This window comes from Gordonia sp. WA4-43, assembly GCF_020520305.1.
In the GTDB taxonomy this organism is placed as follows: Bacteria; Actinomycetota; Actinomycetes; order Mycobacteriales; family Mycobacteriaceae; genus Gordonia; species Gordonia hongkongensis.
Genome location: NZ_CP084736.1, coordinates 4,508,624 through 4,524,514 on the forward strand (window position 1 = coordinate 4,508,624; position 15,891 = coordinate 4,524,514).

Annotated in this window: 9 protein-coding genes; 8 read left to right on the forward strand and 1 reads right to left on the reverse strand. The window is 67.0% G+C overall.

Annotated elements, in window-relative coordinates; translation table 11 throughout:
* Nucleotides 1-2 precede the first annotated feature (2 nt).
* The 8 genes from LEL84_RS20420 (at nucleotide 3) to LEL84_RS20455 (ending at nucleotide 14,721) form a co-directional block, all read left to right on the forward strand.
* Nucleotides 3-1,109, forward strand: coding sequence for an MCE family protein (locus LEL84_RS20420; RefSeq protein ID WP_065629320.1), 1,107 nt, complete (start codon nucleotides 3-5; stop codon nucleotides 1,107-1,109).
* Nucleotides 1,109-2,440: an MCE family protein gene (locus LEL84_RS20425; protein WP_058253303.1), complete on the forward strand. Its 1,332-nt coding sequence runs from the start codon at nucleotides 1,109-1,111 to the stop codon at nucleotides 2,438-2,440. Before LEL84_RS20420 ends, LEL84_RS20425 begins: the two co-directional genes overlap by 1 nt.
* Complete coding sequence (locus tag LEL84_RS20430) at nucleotides 2,440-3,783, forward strand: MCE family protein (protein ID WP_159370212.1); 1,344 nt, start codon at nucleotides 2,440-2,442, stop codon at nucleotides 3,781-3,783. The genes LEL84_RS20425 and LEL84_RS20430 overlap by 1 nt, the downstream gene beginning before the upstream one ends.
* A complete protein-coding gene (locus LEL84_RS20435) occupies nucleotides 3,780-5,021 on the forward strand; it encodes an MCE family protein (RefSeq protein WP_226512628.1) in 1,242 nt (413 codons plus the stop codon). The genes LEL84_RS20430 and LEL84_RS20435 overlap by 4 nt, the downstream gene beginning before the upstream one ends.
* Nucleotides 5,022-5,123: 102 nt before the next feature.
* On the forward strand, nucleotides 5,124-5,777 hold the full coding sequence (locus LEL84_RS20440; RefSeq protein WP_065629321.1) for a hypothetical protein: 654 nt from the start codon (nucleotides 5,124-5,126) through the stop codon (nucleotides 5,775-5,777).
* Between the two features lie 281 nt (nucleotides 5,778-6,058).
* A complete protein-coding gene (locus LEL84_RS20445) occupies nucleotides 6,059-6,850 on the forward strand; it encodes a hypothetical protein (RefSeq protein ID WP_319005250.1) in 792 nt (263 codons plus the stop codon).
* Nucleotides 6,851-7,193: 343 nt separating this feature from the next.
* Nucleotides 7,194-10,700 carry a DNA-directed RNA polymerase subunit beta gene (locus LEL84_RS20450; RefSeq protein ID WP_226512630.1) on the forward strand — a complete coding sequence of 1,169 codons (3,507 nt, stop codon included), beginning with the start codon at nucleotides 7,194-7,196 and terminating at the stop codon, nucleotides 10,698-10,700.
* Nucleotides 10,701-10,764: 64 nt separating this feature from the next.
* Nucleotides 10,765-14,721 carry a DNA-directed RNA polymerase subunit beta' gene (locus LEL84_RS20455; RefSeq protein WP_226512631.1) on the forward strand — a complete coding sequence of 1,319 codons (3,957 nt, stop codon included), beginning with the start codon at nucleotides 10,765-10,767 and terminating at the stop codon, nucleotides 14,719-14,721.
* A gap of 60 nt (nucleotides 14,722-14,781) precedes the next feature.
* On the opposite strand, the gene LEL84_RS20460 is transcribed toward LEL84_RS20455, so the two are convergent.
* Entirely contained in the window at nucleotides 14,782-15,762 is a 981-nt protein-coding gene (locus LEL84_RS20460) for an alpha/beta hydrolase (RefSeq protein WP_165630493.1), read from the reverse strand.
* Nucleotides 15,763-15,891 lie beyond the last annotated feature (129 nt).

Here is a 15,891-nt window from a genome sequence, read left to right on the forward strand (position 1 = left end):
CGATGGCAGACAACAACGATCCGAACCCGCGTGACCCGAATGTGAACGACGACGAACGCGACGCGGCTGACGCCCCGGTGCAGCATCCGCACCGGCGCTTCGGCGGCCGGCGCAGCCCGGTCAGCATCGGCGCCATCGGCATCCTCATCCTGATGATGCTCGGACTCAGCTCGTTCTATCTCGCCGAACTGCCGCTGCTCGGCGCGGGTGCGCGCTACACGGCGAAGTTCACCGAGGCCGCCGGCCTCAAGCCGGGCAACGAGGTCCGCGTCGCGGGCGTGAAGGTGGGCGAGGTCGACGACGTCACCCTGGACGGGGACCGCGTCAACGTGACCTTCCGGGTGGAGAACACCTGGATCGGTGACCAGACCCAGGCGACGATCCAGATCAAGACGATCCTCGGTCAGAAGTTCCTGTCGCTGAATCCGCGTGGCAGCGAGCCCGCCGATCCCGACGTCCCGCTGACCGACACGGTCGCCCCGTACGACGTCATCGAGGCGTTCTCCGGTGCGGCCGAGCAGATCGGCGAACTCGACAACGACCAGCTGGCCGAGTCGATGCGCGTGCTGTCGGACACCTTCTCGGGGACCGCGGGTACCACGGGACCGGCGCTCGACGGCATCGCCCGTCTGTCGCAGACGATCTCGAGCCGCGACCAAGAGGTGCAGCGACTGCTCGCCGCGACGAAGGACACCTCGAAGATCCTGGCCGACCGCAACGAGGAGTTCGTGCGCCTCATCGGCGGCGCCGGTCAGTTGCTCGACGAGCTGAACAACCGCCAGCGCAACATCTCGGCGTTGCTGGCCAGCACCACGAGCCTTGGTGATTCGCTCACCGGCATCGTGCGCGACAACGAGGAACAGATCGGACCGGCACTCGACGCGCTGAAGGGCGTGAACGAGCTGCTGCAGCGGCAGAACCAGAACATCCGCGACTCGATCAAGTACATGGCGCCCTTCTACCGCCTGTACGCGAACGTGCTCGGCAACGGTCGATGGTTCGAGTCGTCGGTCGTGAACCTCCTGCCGCCGGCACTGCCGCAGCAGAACACGACGCGGCCGCCGAACAAGCAGGCCATGGAGAACCAGGCCGGAACGGGGGTCGGCTGATGACCGCACCAGACCTGACCCAGAACTCGGGTCCCGGTCGCTGGTTCACGCCGCGGCACATCGTGGTGCTCGTGATCGGGCTGATCCTCGCGCTCATCGTCGCGGGTGCGCTGTGGTGGGTGTTCACCTCGGTCGGCACCACCAAGATCACCGCGACCTTCAAGCGGTCGGTCGGCATCTACGAGGGCTCCGATGTCCGGGTGCTCGGGGTGGCGGTCGGCAAGGTCGACTCGGTCACGCCGGAGGGCGACACCGTCAAGGTGACGATGACCGTCGACCGCGGTGTCGAGCTGCCCGCGGATGTCCGTGCGGTGCAGATCATCCCGTCGGTCGTCGCGGATCGCTACGTCCAGCTGACCCCGGCCTACACGGGCGGGGAGAAGGCGCCTCGCGACCTCACCCTCTCCGTCGACCAGACGATGGTCCCGGTGGAGGTCGACCAGATCTACGCGAGTGTCAAGGAGCTGTCCGACGCTCTCGGACCCGATGGCGCCAACAAGACCGACGGCACCGGCCGGCAGGGTGCGGTGAGTGAACTCGTCACCACCGGCGCGGAGAACCTCGAGGGCAACGGCGAGAAGCTCGGCGCGGCCATCGAGGGATTGTCGAAAGCGTCGACGACGCTCAGCGACTCGCGCGGCAACCTCTTCGACACCGTCAAGAACCTGAACGTCTTCGTCGGCGCGCTGCGTGAGAACGACGCCCAGGTGCGGCAGTTCAACACGCAGATGGCCTCGTTCAACCAGTTCCTCGCCGGTGAGCGCGAGCAGCTCGCCGCGGCGCTGAACAAGCTGTCGATCGCTCTCGGCGACGTGGCGACGTTCCTCGCCGACAACCGTGAGCAGATCGGGGAGACGGTGAAGGACCTGCAGCCGACGACCCAGGCCCTGCTCGATCAGAAGAACAACCTCAAAGAGGTCCTGACCGTGCTGCCGATCACGGTGAACAACCTGATCAACGCCTACGACGCCGAGTCGGGCACGCTGTCGATGCGCCTGACGATCCCGGACCTGCAGGATCTGATCGGTGCCCAGTGTCGCCTGCTCGACCTCGGCAAGCTGCTGCCGGGCAACCCGGCCGCCGATCAGTTCAGCGACACCCTGCGGCCGCTGATCAGCCAGTGCGAGGAGATCGGTGAGCAGATCCAGGAAGGCGTCCTCGAGCCGCTGCTGCCCGTGCTGCCCTTCGGCATCATGAGCAACAACAAACTGCAGCGTGCGCCGGTGCCGGGCACCGTCCCGGGCAACCCCGATCCGGAGATCGGCAACCCGCCGTCGGAGCGGGCCCCGGCCTCCTCGTCGACCACCCCGCGACCCCGGGGAGGCAACTGATGAACCGCACGTCGATGCGTACGGCGATGGCCGGCGCCGCGCTGTCGCTGACCCTGCTGGTGACCGGCTGTATGTCCAACGGCATCCAGTCGATCCCGCTGCCCGGCGGAGTGAACACCGGCGACAACGCGCGCACCTACAAAATCCAGTTCGACGACGTGCTCGACCTCGTGCCGCAGTCGATGGTCAAACGCGACGGGATCCCGGTCGGGCGCGTGACCAAGGTCGAGGTGCCCAACGATCAGTGGTTCGCCCAGGTCACCGTCGAGGTGCAGAACAACGTCGACCTGTCCGATGAGGCCGAGGCGAGCGTGCAGCAGACCTCGCTGCTCGGTGAGAAGTTCGTGTCGCTCACCGAGCCCGACGGCAGTGCCGACGCGCCGCGCCAGAACCCGGACCAGCCGATCCCGGTGTCGCGGACACGGACCGCCACCGACATCGAACAGGTCCTCGGGGCGCTCGCGCTGCTGCTCAACGGCGGTGGCCTCAACCAGCTGCAGCCGATCGTCACCGAGCTCAACAAGGCACTCGACGGCCGGACAGACAAGGTGCGCGACCTGATCGGCGAGACCGAGGACCTGATCGCCGGCCTCAACCGTCAGCGCGACGACATCATCACCGCGATCGACGGCCTGGCCGAGCTGTCCACCCGGACCGCCGCGCAGACCGCGCAGATCGACCGCATCCTCAAGCAGCTGCCCGCGGGCGTCGAGGTGCTCGAGGAGCAGCGTCCGCAGTTCGTCGAACTGCTGACCAAGCTCGACGAGCTCGGCCAGGTCGGTACCGACGTGCTGGGCAAGTCGCGCAAGGCGCTGATCAACGACCTGAAGGCGTTGCGGCCGGTGCTGACGCAGCTCGCCGCGGCGGCTCCGGATCTGATCACCGCCGCGCCGCTGATGCTCACGCATCCGTTCCCGGACTGGTTGCTGCCGGGGGTGCGCGGTGACTCGACCAACCTGTTCATGACGCTGGACCTCCGCGTGCTCAATCAGCTCGAGGCGCTCGGTGTCGGCCAGGGGACCCCGAGGTACGTCCCGCCCGCTCGGGTGAACGTGCCGGTCGACCGGCGCAACCCGTACTACCGCGGCAACGGCCCGCGCTACGGCTGGCCGACGATCACGCTGCTCCCGCCGGCCCCGAACTCACGTCCGGGACCGAACACCCCGCCGTCGGGTGGCACCTACCCCGCGTCGTTCTCACGCCCGGCCGATGCGGCCGGACAGATGCCGACCCCGGCGGTGCCCGGTCAGGGCATCCTCGACGGTCCGCTGGCCGCCATGGGGCTCGCTCCGGCGGCGTCCGCCGGGAACCCGGCATCCGACCCGTCAGGAGGTGGACGATGATCGGCAAGCTCGTCAAGATCCAGCTGATCGTGTTCGTCGTCGTCGGCCTGGTGGCGCTGGTCTACGTGGGCGCGAAGTACGCCCGTCTGGACAAACTGGCCGGTGTCGGCATGTACACCGTCACCGCCAAGCTGCCCGACTCGGGCGGCATCTTCACCAACGCCGAGGTCACCTATCAGGGTGTGCCCGTGGGTCGCGTCGGCAAGCTGACGCTGACGCCCGACGGCGTGGACGTCGCTCTCGACATCGACTCGGGTGGGCCGGAGATCCCGGCGTCGGCGACCGCGGTCGTCGCGAACCGGTCGGCGATCGGTGAGCAGTTCGTCGATCTGCAGCCGACGTCGTCGGAGGGGCCGTACCTGAAGGGCGGCGACACGATCACCAAGTACGCGCTGCCCGAGCCGCTCGAGGACGTGGTGGCCTCGGCGATCGACTTCACCGATTCGATCCCGGTCGACGACCTGAACACGGTCATCACCGAACTCGGCAACGCGTTCAACGGCCAGGGCGAGAACCTGACCCGCCTCGTCGACTCGCTCGGCAAGCTCTCGCGGGCCGGCGTCGACAACCTGAGCGAGACGGTCGCGCTCATCCAGAACTCGAACGTCGTGCTCGACACGCAGGCCGACCAGTCCGACGCGATCCTGACCTGGTCGCGCAACCTGAACCTGGTGACCGCGACCCTCGCCTCGGCCGATCCGGACCTGCGGCGACTGCTCACCACGGGCACGTTGTCGGCGACGCAGATCTCGGAGCTGATCCAGAAGAACGGCAACGACCTGTCGAAGGTCGTGAAGGATCTCGCCGAGGTGGCCCGCACGATCGAGCCGGCGACCTACACGACGTCGACGACGTTCGCGATGCTCTCCGCGCTGTCGGCGGGCAGCCACGCACCCGCGCCGGGCGACGGCCAGATCCACTTCGGTGTCGTCCTCGAGACGAACAACCCCGCGGCCTGTACGCGCGGATACGAGAGCACCGACGCGGTGTTGGCCGAGGCTCGTCGCCAGAACCCGGACTTCGACGTCCGCTACGACGACTTCGCGTTCAACACCGAGGCGAAATGTACGGTGCCTTTCGGTAATCCGACGGGTGTCCGCAGTGCCGAGCGTGCCCAGTACGCCAACCCGGCGTACCCGCAGCCGTGGGACAACACCCCCAAGAAGGATCCCGACAAGCTCAACCTCAACCCGCTCGCCCAGCAGCTCGCAGCGCTGCTCGGCGTCCGGCCGCGCTAGACCCGACCACCCGACGAGCGTCGCCGCCCCTGATCGGACCTCCCACGGTCCGAACCTCGGCCTTGGCTTGCGCTCAGGAGCGATATATACAGTGTGTTCCCGATGACTGGCACCGCAGAACCGACAGAGAACAAGCCCGGTGGCCCCCGTCCCGCCCTGCGGCGGGCGGCGAAGTCCGCACCGTTCGTCCTGGCTGCCGTGGCGGTCGTGGTCGGCGTGGTGCTCGTCGCCGTGTTCGGTGTGCGGGCCTACAACGTCTACTTCGACGAGTACCCGGCGCAGGAGACGCGCGACGCCGCCACCCAGGCCGCCGAGCAGGCCGTCCTCAACATCACGACGATCGACCCGGCCGACGTCGACGGCTTCCGCAAGCGTGCGGAGGCGTCCCTGACCGGGAAGGCCAAGGACGAGGTGCTCGGCAGTGAGAAAGACGGTGAGGGCGGCAACGTGCTCGACATGCTCGGGACCGCCGGACCGAACACCGCCAAGCTGAACGCGCGACTGTTGCGCAGCGCACCGAGCGAGGTCGACGCCGACGAGCAGAAGGCCAAGGTGCTCGTCTACGTCGTGACGACGCTCGAACGCCCCGGCCAGCCCGGGATCGACGAGACACGCGGCTTCGACGTCAGCATGACCAAGGACGGCGACACCTGGAAGGCCGAGAACATCCTCGGTCTGGAGGGCATCGCCTACGCCGACGGCGGTGGCGCACCTGCCCCCGCGGCCCCGGCCCCGGCTCCGGAAGGGGGCAACTGATGGCACCGGACCGCGGTAAGAAGAAGCCCACCCCGAAGCGCCGCCCGACCCCGAAGGTCGCCGGCCGGACCTCCCCGCCCTCTGAGGTGCGAGAAGCGAAGGCGACGAGCCTCGAAGGGCCTGGTGACGACACCACGAAGGCTGACACCCCACTGCCCCCTGAGGTGCGAGGAGCGAAAGCGGAAGCCCCACTGCTCCCTGAGGTGCGAGGAGCGAAAGCGGAAGCCCCACTGCTCCCTGAGGTGCGAGGAGCGAGAGCGGAAGCCCCACTGCTCCCTGAGGTGCGAGGAGCGAGAGCGACGAGCCACGAAGGGCCTGGTGACGCCACCGCGGAAACCGACACCGCAGAAACCGACGCCGTCAGCCTCGAGAAGTCGGCGACGGCGGAGTCGACCACAGCCGAGTCGCCCACAGCCGAGTCGCCCAAACCCAAGACCAAACCGGTCGCGCGGGTCTCGACCCTGCGCCGCGGAGACACCCCGGCGCCGGCCGGGTCGTCGGACAAGCCGAACCGGCCGATGGGCCGGCGTCCCGGCAAGCGGGACCGGCGGGGGAGGGGTGCCTCCCGCAATCCCCTCGGCATCCGTACCGGAGTGCTGGCGGGCATCGCGGCCGTGTTGTTCGTCATCGCTGCCATCCTCGCGTTCCATCCGGGCGCCGAGATCGGACCGAACAAGGCGTTCGTGGACCAGGAGTCGACATCGCAGCTCACCTCGCAGGCCCAGGAGCGGATCTGCGCGGTGTTCGGGTATGACCACACCGAACTCGACGAGTGGCAGCGGCGGGCGCAGGACGCGCTGACCGGGCAGGCCCGCACGGAGTTCGACGAGACGCTGAAGGCGCAGCGCGAGCTGATCACGCAGACCAAGACGGGTGCGGAGTGCCGGGTCGACGCGATCGGCGTCCGGGACCTCTCTGGCGCCGACGACGGCGCGACCGCGACCGTCATCGCGAACCTGGTGGTGAGCGAGACGCAGAACAGCATGGCCACCAACAGCGGTGCACCGCGCGCCCAGTTCGCGATGGTGCGTGAGGGCGACCAGTGGCGGATCCGGGCGGTCGAGCCCTTCTGATCGAGGTGCGTCGCCCCCTCATCACCAGGTCGGACGCCGAGTTCGACACCGACTTCGCGAAATTCGCGCGTAGCGCTTGACGTGGAGGCGATGTCGGGCCAGGCTGTGACCAGCGATCGACGTGCAGGCAGCCACCCGCGCGAAATCGCTTTCCAGACGGCTTGACAAAGTGCGTCTATTTTCTGCTACAGTTGGACGTTGCGCTGGCTGCCTCCTGTCCATCTATCGATCCTTCTTCGGCCACTCTCTAGACGTGTGTGCTGCGGTGATCGCCGATTCCAGGGTGTCACCAGCGAACGGCCCATCAAGCCACGTACTGCACATCTAGGTTGTGAATAACGTCGTGTTGGAAGGACGCATCTTGGCAGTCAACCGCCAGTCCACCTCAACAATCCCCGGCGCGCCGCATCGCGCGTCGTTTGCAAAGATCAGCGAGCCGCTGGAGGTCCCGGGCCTCCTCGACCTCCAACTCGATTCGTTCGAATGGCTCGTCGGTTCGCCGGAGTGGCGCGCGAAGGCGATCGCCCGCGGCGACGAGAACCCGACCGGTGGCCTCGAGGACATCCTCCACGAGCTGTCCCCGATCGAGGACTTCTCCGGTTCGATGTCCCTGTCGTTCTCCGAGCCGCACTTCGACGAGGTCAAGGCCTCCGTCGAGGAGTGCAAGGACAAGGACATGACCTACGCGGCGCCGCTGTTCGTCACCGCGGAGTTCATCAACAACAACACCGGCGAGATCAAGTCGCAGACCGTCTTCATGGGCGACTTCCCGATCATGACCGAAAAGGGCAGCTTCATCATCAACGGCACCGAGCGTGTCGTGGTGAGCCAGCTGGTGCGCAGCCCCGGCGTGTACTTCGACGCCTCGATCGACAAGACCACCGAGAAGACCCTGCACACCGTCAAGGTGATCCCGGGTCGCGGTGCGTGGCTCGAGTTCGACGTCGACAAGCGCGACACCGTGGGTGTGCGTATCGACCGCAAGCGCCGTCAGCCGGTCACCGTGCTGCTCAAGGCGCTCGGCTTCACCGCCGAGGAGATCACCGAGCGGTTCGGGTTCTCCGAGATCATGATGTCGACGCTGGAGAAGGACAACACCGGCAGCCAGGACGAGGCGCTGCTGGAGGTCTACCGCAAGCTGCGCCCGGGTGAGCCGCCGACCAAGGAGTCCGCGGAGAACCTCCTGGAGAACCTGTTCTTCAAGGACAAGCGTTACGACCTCGCCCGCGTGGGCCGCTACAAGGTCAACAAGAAGCTGGGCCTGACGGGCAACCCGATGGTGGGCGAGTCCACGCTGACCCGCGAGGACATCATCGCGACCGTCGAGTACCTGGTGCGTCTGCACGAGGCCGACCCGCACACCACCACCTACATGACCGTCCCCGGTGGCGTCGAGGTGCCCGTCGAGGTCGACGACATCGACCACTTCGGCAACCGTCGCCTGCGTACCGTCGGCGAGCTGATCCAGAACCAGATCCGCGTGGGCCTCTCGCGTATGGAGCGTGTCGTGCGTGAGCGTATGACCACCCAGGACGTCGAGGCGATCACCCCGCAGACCCTGATCAACATCCGTCCCGTCGTGGCGGCGATCAAGGAGTTCTTCGGAACCAGCCAGCTGTCGCAGTTCATGGACCAGAACAACCCGCTGTCGGGTCTGACCCACAAGCGTCGTCTGTCGGCGCTGGGCCCGGGTGGTCTGAGCCGTGAGCGTGCCGGCCTCGAGGTGCGCGACGTGCACCCGTCGCACTATGGCCGCATGTGCCCGATCGAGACCCCTGAGGGTCCGAACATCGGTCTGATCGGTTCGCTCTCGGTGTACGCGCGGGTCAACCCGTTCGGATTCATCGAGACCCCGTACCGCAAGGTCGTCGACGGCGTCGTCTCCGACGACATCGAGTACATGACCGCCGACGAGGAGGACCGCTTCCTCATCGGTCAGGCGAACACCAACTTCGACGGCAGCGGACGCATCACCGACGAGCGTGTCCTGGTGCGCAAGAAGGGCTCCGAGGTGGAGTTCGTCGGCGCGACCGATGTCGAGTACCTCGACGTCTCGCCGCGTCAGATGGTGTCCGTCGCGACCGCGATGATCCCGTTCCTCGAGCACGACGACGCCAACCGCGCCCTGATGGGTGCGAACATGCAGCGTCAGGCCGTGCCGCTGGTGCGCAACGAGTCGCCGCTGGTCGGTACCGGCATGGAGCTGCGTGCCGCCGTCGACGCCGGTGACGTCATCGTGTCGTCGAAGACCGGTGTGGTGGAAGAGGTCTCGGCCGACTACATCACCGTCATGTCCGACGAGGGCACCCGCGACACCTACCGGATGCGCAAGTTCGCGCGCTCCAACCACGGCACCTGCGCCAACCAGCGTCCGATCGTGGACGAGGGTCAGCGCGTGGAGTCCGGCCAGGTCCTCGCCGACGGCCCCTGCACCGAGAACGGTGAGATGGCGCTCGGCAAGAACCTGCTCGTGGCGATCATGCCGTGGGAGGGCCACAACTACGAGGACGCGATCATCCTGAGCCAGCGGCTCGTGGAGGAGGACGTGCTCACCTCGATCCACATCGAGGAGCACGAGATCGACGCGCGCGACACCAAGCTCGGTGCCGAGGAGATCACCCGGGACATCCCGAACGTCTCCGACGAGGTCCTCGCCGACCTCGACGAGCGCGGCATCGTGCGCATCGGTGCCGAGGTCCGCGACGGCGACATCCTGGTCGGCAAGGTCACCCCGAAGGGCGAGACCGAGCTGACCCCGGAAGAGCGTCTGCTGCGTGCCATCTTCGGTGAGAAGGCCCGCGAGGTCCGCGACACCTCGCTGAAGGTGCCGCACGGCGAGACCGGCAAGGTCATCGGCGTGCGCGTGTTCAGCCGCGAGGACGACGACGACCTGGCTCCCGGCGTCAACGAGCTGGTCCGCGTGTACGTGGCCCAGAAGCGCAAGATCCAGGACGGCGACAAGCTCGCCGGTCGTCACGGCAACAAGGGCGTCATCGGCAAGATCCTCCCGCAGGAGGACATGCCGTTCCTGCCCGACGGCACCCCCGTCGACATCATCCTGAACACGCACGGTGTGCCGCGTCGTATGAACATCGGCCAGATCCTGGAGACCCACCTCGGGTGGGTGGCCAAGGCCGGCTGGAACATCAACGTCGCCGAGGGTGTGCCGGAGTGGGCGTCGCGTCTGCCCGAGGACATGTACTCGGCCGAGCCCGACACCAACACCGCCACCCCGGTGTTCGACGGCGCCCGCGAGGAGGAGCTGACCGGACTGCTGTCCTCGACGCTGCCGAACCGCGACGGTGAGGTCATGGTCAACGGCGACGGCAAGGCGACGCTGTTCGACGGTCGTTCCGGCGAGCCGTTCCCGTACCCGGTGTCGGTCGGCTACATGTACATCATCAAGTTGCACCACCTGGTCGACGACAAGATCCACGCTCGTTCGACCGGCCCGTACTCGATGATCACCCAGCAGCCGCTGGGCGGTAAGGCGCAGTTCGGTGGTCAGCGCTTCGGTGAGATGGAGTGCTGGGCCATGCAGGCCTACGGCGCCGCGTACACGCTGCAGGAACTGCTGACCATCAAGTCGGACGACGTGGTGGGCCGCGTCAAGGTCTACGAGGCGATCGTCAAGGGTGAGAACATCCCGGAGCCGGGTATCCCCGAGTCGTTCAAGGTGCTGCTGAAGGAGCTTCAGTCGCTGTGCCTGAACGTCGAGGTACTCAGCTCCGACGGCGCCGCCATCGAGATGCACGACACCGACGACGAGGACCTGGAGCGCGCCGCTGCCAACCTCGGCATCAACCTGTCGCGCAACGAGTCGGCCACCGTCGACGATCTCGCCAACTGACCTGACCCTCACCCGGCCGGGGTCCGCCCCGGCCACTGACAACAGAGCTCTGGAAAGGTAACAAGTGCTCGACGTCAACTTTTTCGACGAACTGAAGATCGGCCTTGCGACGGCCGACGATATTCACAACTGGTCATACGGTGAGGTCAAGAAGCCGGAGACGATCAACTACCGCACGCTCAAGCCCGAGAAGGACGGCCTGTTCTGCGAGAAGATCTTCGGCCCGACCCGCGACTGGGAGTGCTACTGCGGCAAGTACAAGCGCGTCCGCTTCAAGGGCATCATCTGTGAGCGCTGCGGCGTCGAGGTGACCAAGGCCAAGGTGCGCCGTGAGCGCATGGGCCACATCGAGCTGGCCGCCCCGGTCACGCACATCTGGTACTTCAAGGGTGTGCCGAGCCGGCTGGGCTACCTGCTCGACCTGGCGCCGAAGGATCTCGAGAAGATCATCTACTTCGCCGCTTACGTCATCACCGCGGTCGACGACGAGCTCCGGCACAACGAGCTCTCGACGCTCGAGGCCGAGATGGAGGTCGAGAAGAAGTCCGTCGCCGATCAGCGCGACGTCGACCTGAACGAGCGTCAGCAGAAGCTCGAGCAGGATCTCGCCGAGCTGGAGGCCGAGGGCGCCAAGGCCGACGTGCGCCGCAAGGTGCGCGACGGCGCCGACCGCGAGATGCGTCGTATGCGCGACGCCGCACAGCGTGAGCTCGACGGTCTCGAGGAGATCTGGGACAAGTTCGTCAAGCTCGCCCCGGGCGATCTCATCATCGACGAGAAGCTCTACCGCCAGCTCGAAGAGCGCTACGGCGAGTACTTCCAGGGTTCGATGGGTGCCGAGGCGATCAAGAAGCTCCTGGAGACCTTCGACATCGACACCGAGGCCGAGTCGCTGCGCGAGACCATCCGCAGCGGCAAGGGCCAGAAGAAGCTGCGCGCGCTCAAGCGACTCAAGGTCGTCGCGGCGTTCCAGCAGTCGGGCAACTCGCCGCTGGGCATGGTCCTCGACGCCGTGCCGGTGATCCCGCCGGAGCTGCGTCCGATGGTGCAGCTCGACGGTGGCCGCTTCGCGACCTCCGACCTGAACGATCTGTACCGCCGCGTCATCAACCGCAACAACCGCCTCAAGCGACTGATCGATCTGGGTGCTCCCGAGATCATCGTCAACAACGAGAAGCGGATGCTGCAGGAGTCGGTCGACGCCCTGTTCGACAACGGTCGTCGTGGCCGTCCGGTCACCGGGCCGGGCAACCGCCCGCTGAAGTCGTTGAGCGATCTGCTCAAGGGCAAGCAGGGTCGTTTCCGTCAGAACCTGCTCGGCAAGCGCGTCGACTACTCGGGCCGTTCGGTCATCGTGGTCGGCCCGCAGCTCAAGCTGCACCAGTGCGGTCTGCCGAAGCTGATGGCTCTTGAGCTGTTCAAGCCGTTCGTGATGAAGCGTCTGGTCGACCTGAACCAGGCGCAGAACATCAAGTCGGCCAAGCGCATGGTCGAGCGTCAGCGCCCCGCGGTGTGGGACGTCCTCGAAGAGGTCATCGCCGAGCACCCGGTGCTGCTGAACCGTGCACCGACGCTGCACCGCCTCGGCATCCAGGCCTTCGAGCCGCAGCTGGTGGAGGGCAAGGCCATTCAGCTCCACCCGCTGGTGTGCGAGGCCTTCAACGCCGACTTCGACGGTGACCAGATGGCCGTGCACCTCCCGCTGTCGGCGGAGGCGCAGGCCGAGGCGCGCATCCTGATGCTGTCGTCGAACAACATCCTGTCGCCGGCGTCGGGCCGTCCGCTCGCCATGCCGCGTCTGGACATGGTGACCGGTCTGTACTACCTGACCACCCTCAAGGAGGGTGCGGCGGGCGAGTACACCCCGGCGAACGGCGACGACGTCGAGCGTGGTGTCTACTCGACCCCGGCCGAGGCCATCATGGCCGTCGACCGCGGTGTGCTGACCGTGCAGTCGCGCATCAAGGTGCGTCTGACCGACCAGCGTCCGCCGGCCGACATCGAGGCCGAGCAGTTCCCCGACGGCTGGAAGTACGGCTCGCCGTGGGACATCGAGACCACGCTGGGCCGTGTGCTGTTCAACGAGCTGCTGCCGATCGAGTACCCGTTCGTCAACGAGCAGATGCCGAAGAAGCGTCAGGCCGTGATCATCAACGATCTCGCCGAGCGCTACCCGATGATCGTGGTCGCCCAGACCGTCGACAAGCTGAAGGACGTCGGCTTCTACTGGGCCACCCGTTCGGGCGTCACCGTCTCGATGGCCGACGTGCTGGTGCCGCCGCAGAAGGCGGAGATCCTCGACAAGTACGAGGAGCGGGCCGACGGTCTGGAGCGCAAGTTCCAGCGCGGTGCCCTCACCCCGGACGAGCGTCGTGACTCCCTCGTCGAGATCTGGAAGCAGGCGACCGAAGAGGTCGGCGCGGCCATGGAGGCGCACTACCCGGACGACAACCCGATCCCGATGATCGTGAAGTCGGGTGCGGCGGGCAACATGACCCAGATCCGCTCGCTGGCGGGCATGAAGGGTCTGGTGACCAACCCGAAGGGTGAGTTCATCCCGCGTCCGATCAAGTCCTCGTTCCGCGAGGGCCTGACCGTGGCCGAGTACTTCATCAACACGCACGGTGCCCGCAAGGGTCTGGCCGACACCGCGCTTCGTACCGCCGACTCGGGTTACCTGACCCGTCGTCTGGTGGACGTGTCGCAGGACGTCATCGTGCGCGAGACCGACTGTGGCACCGAGCGTGGCATCACCACGACCATCGCCGAGAAGCAGGCCGACGGCACGCTCATCCGTGACGCGCACGTCGAGACCTCGACCTACGCCCGCACGCTGGCGCAGGACGCGGTCGACGCCGACGGCAACGTCATCGTCGAGCGCGGTCACGACCTGGGCGACCCGGCCATCGAGGCCCTGCTCGCCGCCGGCATCACGCAGGTGAAGGTCCGCTCGGTCCTGACCTGTGGGACCGGCACCGGTGTGTGTGCGATGTGCTACGGCCGTTCGATGGCCACCGGCAAGCTCGTCGACATCGGCGAGGCCGTCGGTATCATCGCGGCCCAGTCGATCGGTGAGCCCGGTACCCAGCTGACGATGCGTACGTTCCACCAGGGTGGCGTCGGTGACGACATCACCGGTGGTCTGCCGCGTGTCCAAGAGCTCTTCGAGGCCCGCGTCCCCAAGGGCGTGGCACCGATCGCGGAGGTCTCCGGCCGGGTGCGCCTCGAGGACGACGACCGCTTCTACAAGATCACCCTCATCCCGGACGATGGTTCGGAAGAGGTTGTCATCGACAAGATCTCGAAGCGTCAGCGTCTGCGCGTGTTCAAGCACGACGACGGTTCCGAGCGGCTCCTCGCCGACGGTGACCACGTCGAGGTCGGCCAGCAGCTCATGGAGGGCTCGGCCAACCCGCACGAGGTGCTTCGTGTCATGGGTCCCCGTCAGGTGCAGATCCACCTGGTCAACGAGGTCCAGGAGGTCTACCGCAGCCAGGGTGTGTCGATCCACGACAAGCACATCGAGACCATCGTGCGTCAGATGCTGCGTCGCGTGACGATCATCGATCACGGTTCGACCGAGTTCCTGCCCGGTTCGCTCGTCGAGCGTGCCGAGTTCGAGGCGGCCAACCGCCAGGTCGTGACCGAGGGTGGCGAGCCCGCAGCCGGACGTCCGGTCCTGATGGGCATCACCAAGGCCTCGCTGGCGACCGAGTCGTGGCTGTCGGCGGCGTCGTTCCAGGAGACCACGCGTGTCCTGACCGACGCGGCGATCAACAGCCGCAGCGACAAGCTGATCGGTCTGAAGGAGAACGTGATCATCGGTAAGTTGATCCCGGCCGGTACCGGTATCAACCGCTACCGCAACATCCAGGTTCAGCCGACCGAAGAGGCTCGTGCCGCGGCGTACGCGGTGCCGTCCTACGACGACACCTACTACAGCCCGGACGGCACCTTCGGTGCTCCGGCCGGCGCTGCGGTGCCGCTGGACGACTACGGGTTCTCCAACGACTACCGGTAGGCGCTAGGACAAGACGACGCGGCCCCCGCACTCATCGCGAGTGCGGGGGCCGCGTCGTTTCTAGGGAACGGGAAGTGTTGTGACGGTGCGGGTTTCGAGCAGCAGGTCGTAGTAACGGCCGCCGGGGTAGTAGGTCGGGGTCGCGGTGTCGGCCACCATGTCCGACGACCAGCCAGTGGCGAGTGCGCGGATGACCCGTCCGTTGCGGGGACGCGGCACCGCAAGCTCGGACAGTTCGCCGATCAGATCGGTCGACTCGCCTTCGGCGTCGATGTGGATTCCGGTCACCAGGCGCGAGCCGAGAAACTCCTGCCGCGTTGTCTCCTGGAGGACGGACACGCCTTGCCCGAAGTTGTTGGATACCGACGGTTGCGACGCGATGACCCGGATCGGTAGCCCGGCGGCGGCGAGAGATGCTGCGGCGGTGGCGAAGTTGACCCCGAAGAACGAGTTGACCGGATCGAACAGCATGAGGCCGGCGAGGCGCCGGTAGGCGACGGGGTCGGCGCGGCGGAGTGCGTCGGCCGCCACGACGACGAACTCGCCGCCGGCCGAGTGTCCGGAGAAGATCATTCGGTACGGCATCGTCACGTCGGGGCGGTGGGCGGAATCACGGGCCTCGCGAAGGCTTGTCGCGAGCGGACTGCCGGTGTCCCGGCCGGAACCGAAGACCCCGCCGATGGTCCGCGCGAACGCCGCGTTGTCGGCGATGTTGTAGGCGACGGCACACCCGCCGAGGTTGACCGAGTCCAGCGTCGGGCTCACGACGAGGAACCCGGATTTCGCATACGCGCGGGCCACGGAGTCGAGATTGGCCGCAGTACGGGAGAAGCCGTGCTGCAACCACACGATCGCCGAGGGTTCACCGGGCGGGAAGTACCACCGGACCGCGACCCGGACGGGCTTGCCCGCACATTCGGTGGCGATGTCGGACGACGACACGGCCGCCGGCGCTGCTGTCACTGCCGACGGTGTCACACCGACGAACACCACGATCGCGGCAACAACCGCGATGCACCAGCGGAACAATCCTCCCGACATCCGGCAAGTCTAGGACCGGCCGGACGCCACGGTGCGCGGTTTCAGGGAGCGCGACCCCCTCCGGCCTCCGCTCCCTGTGGTGCAGAGGAGCGAAAGCGACCCCCCCACCCCTCCCCAATCCGAAGAACC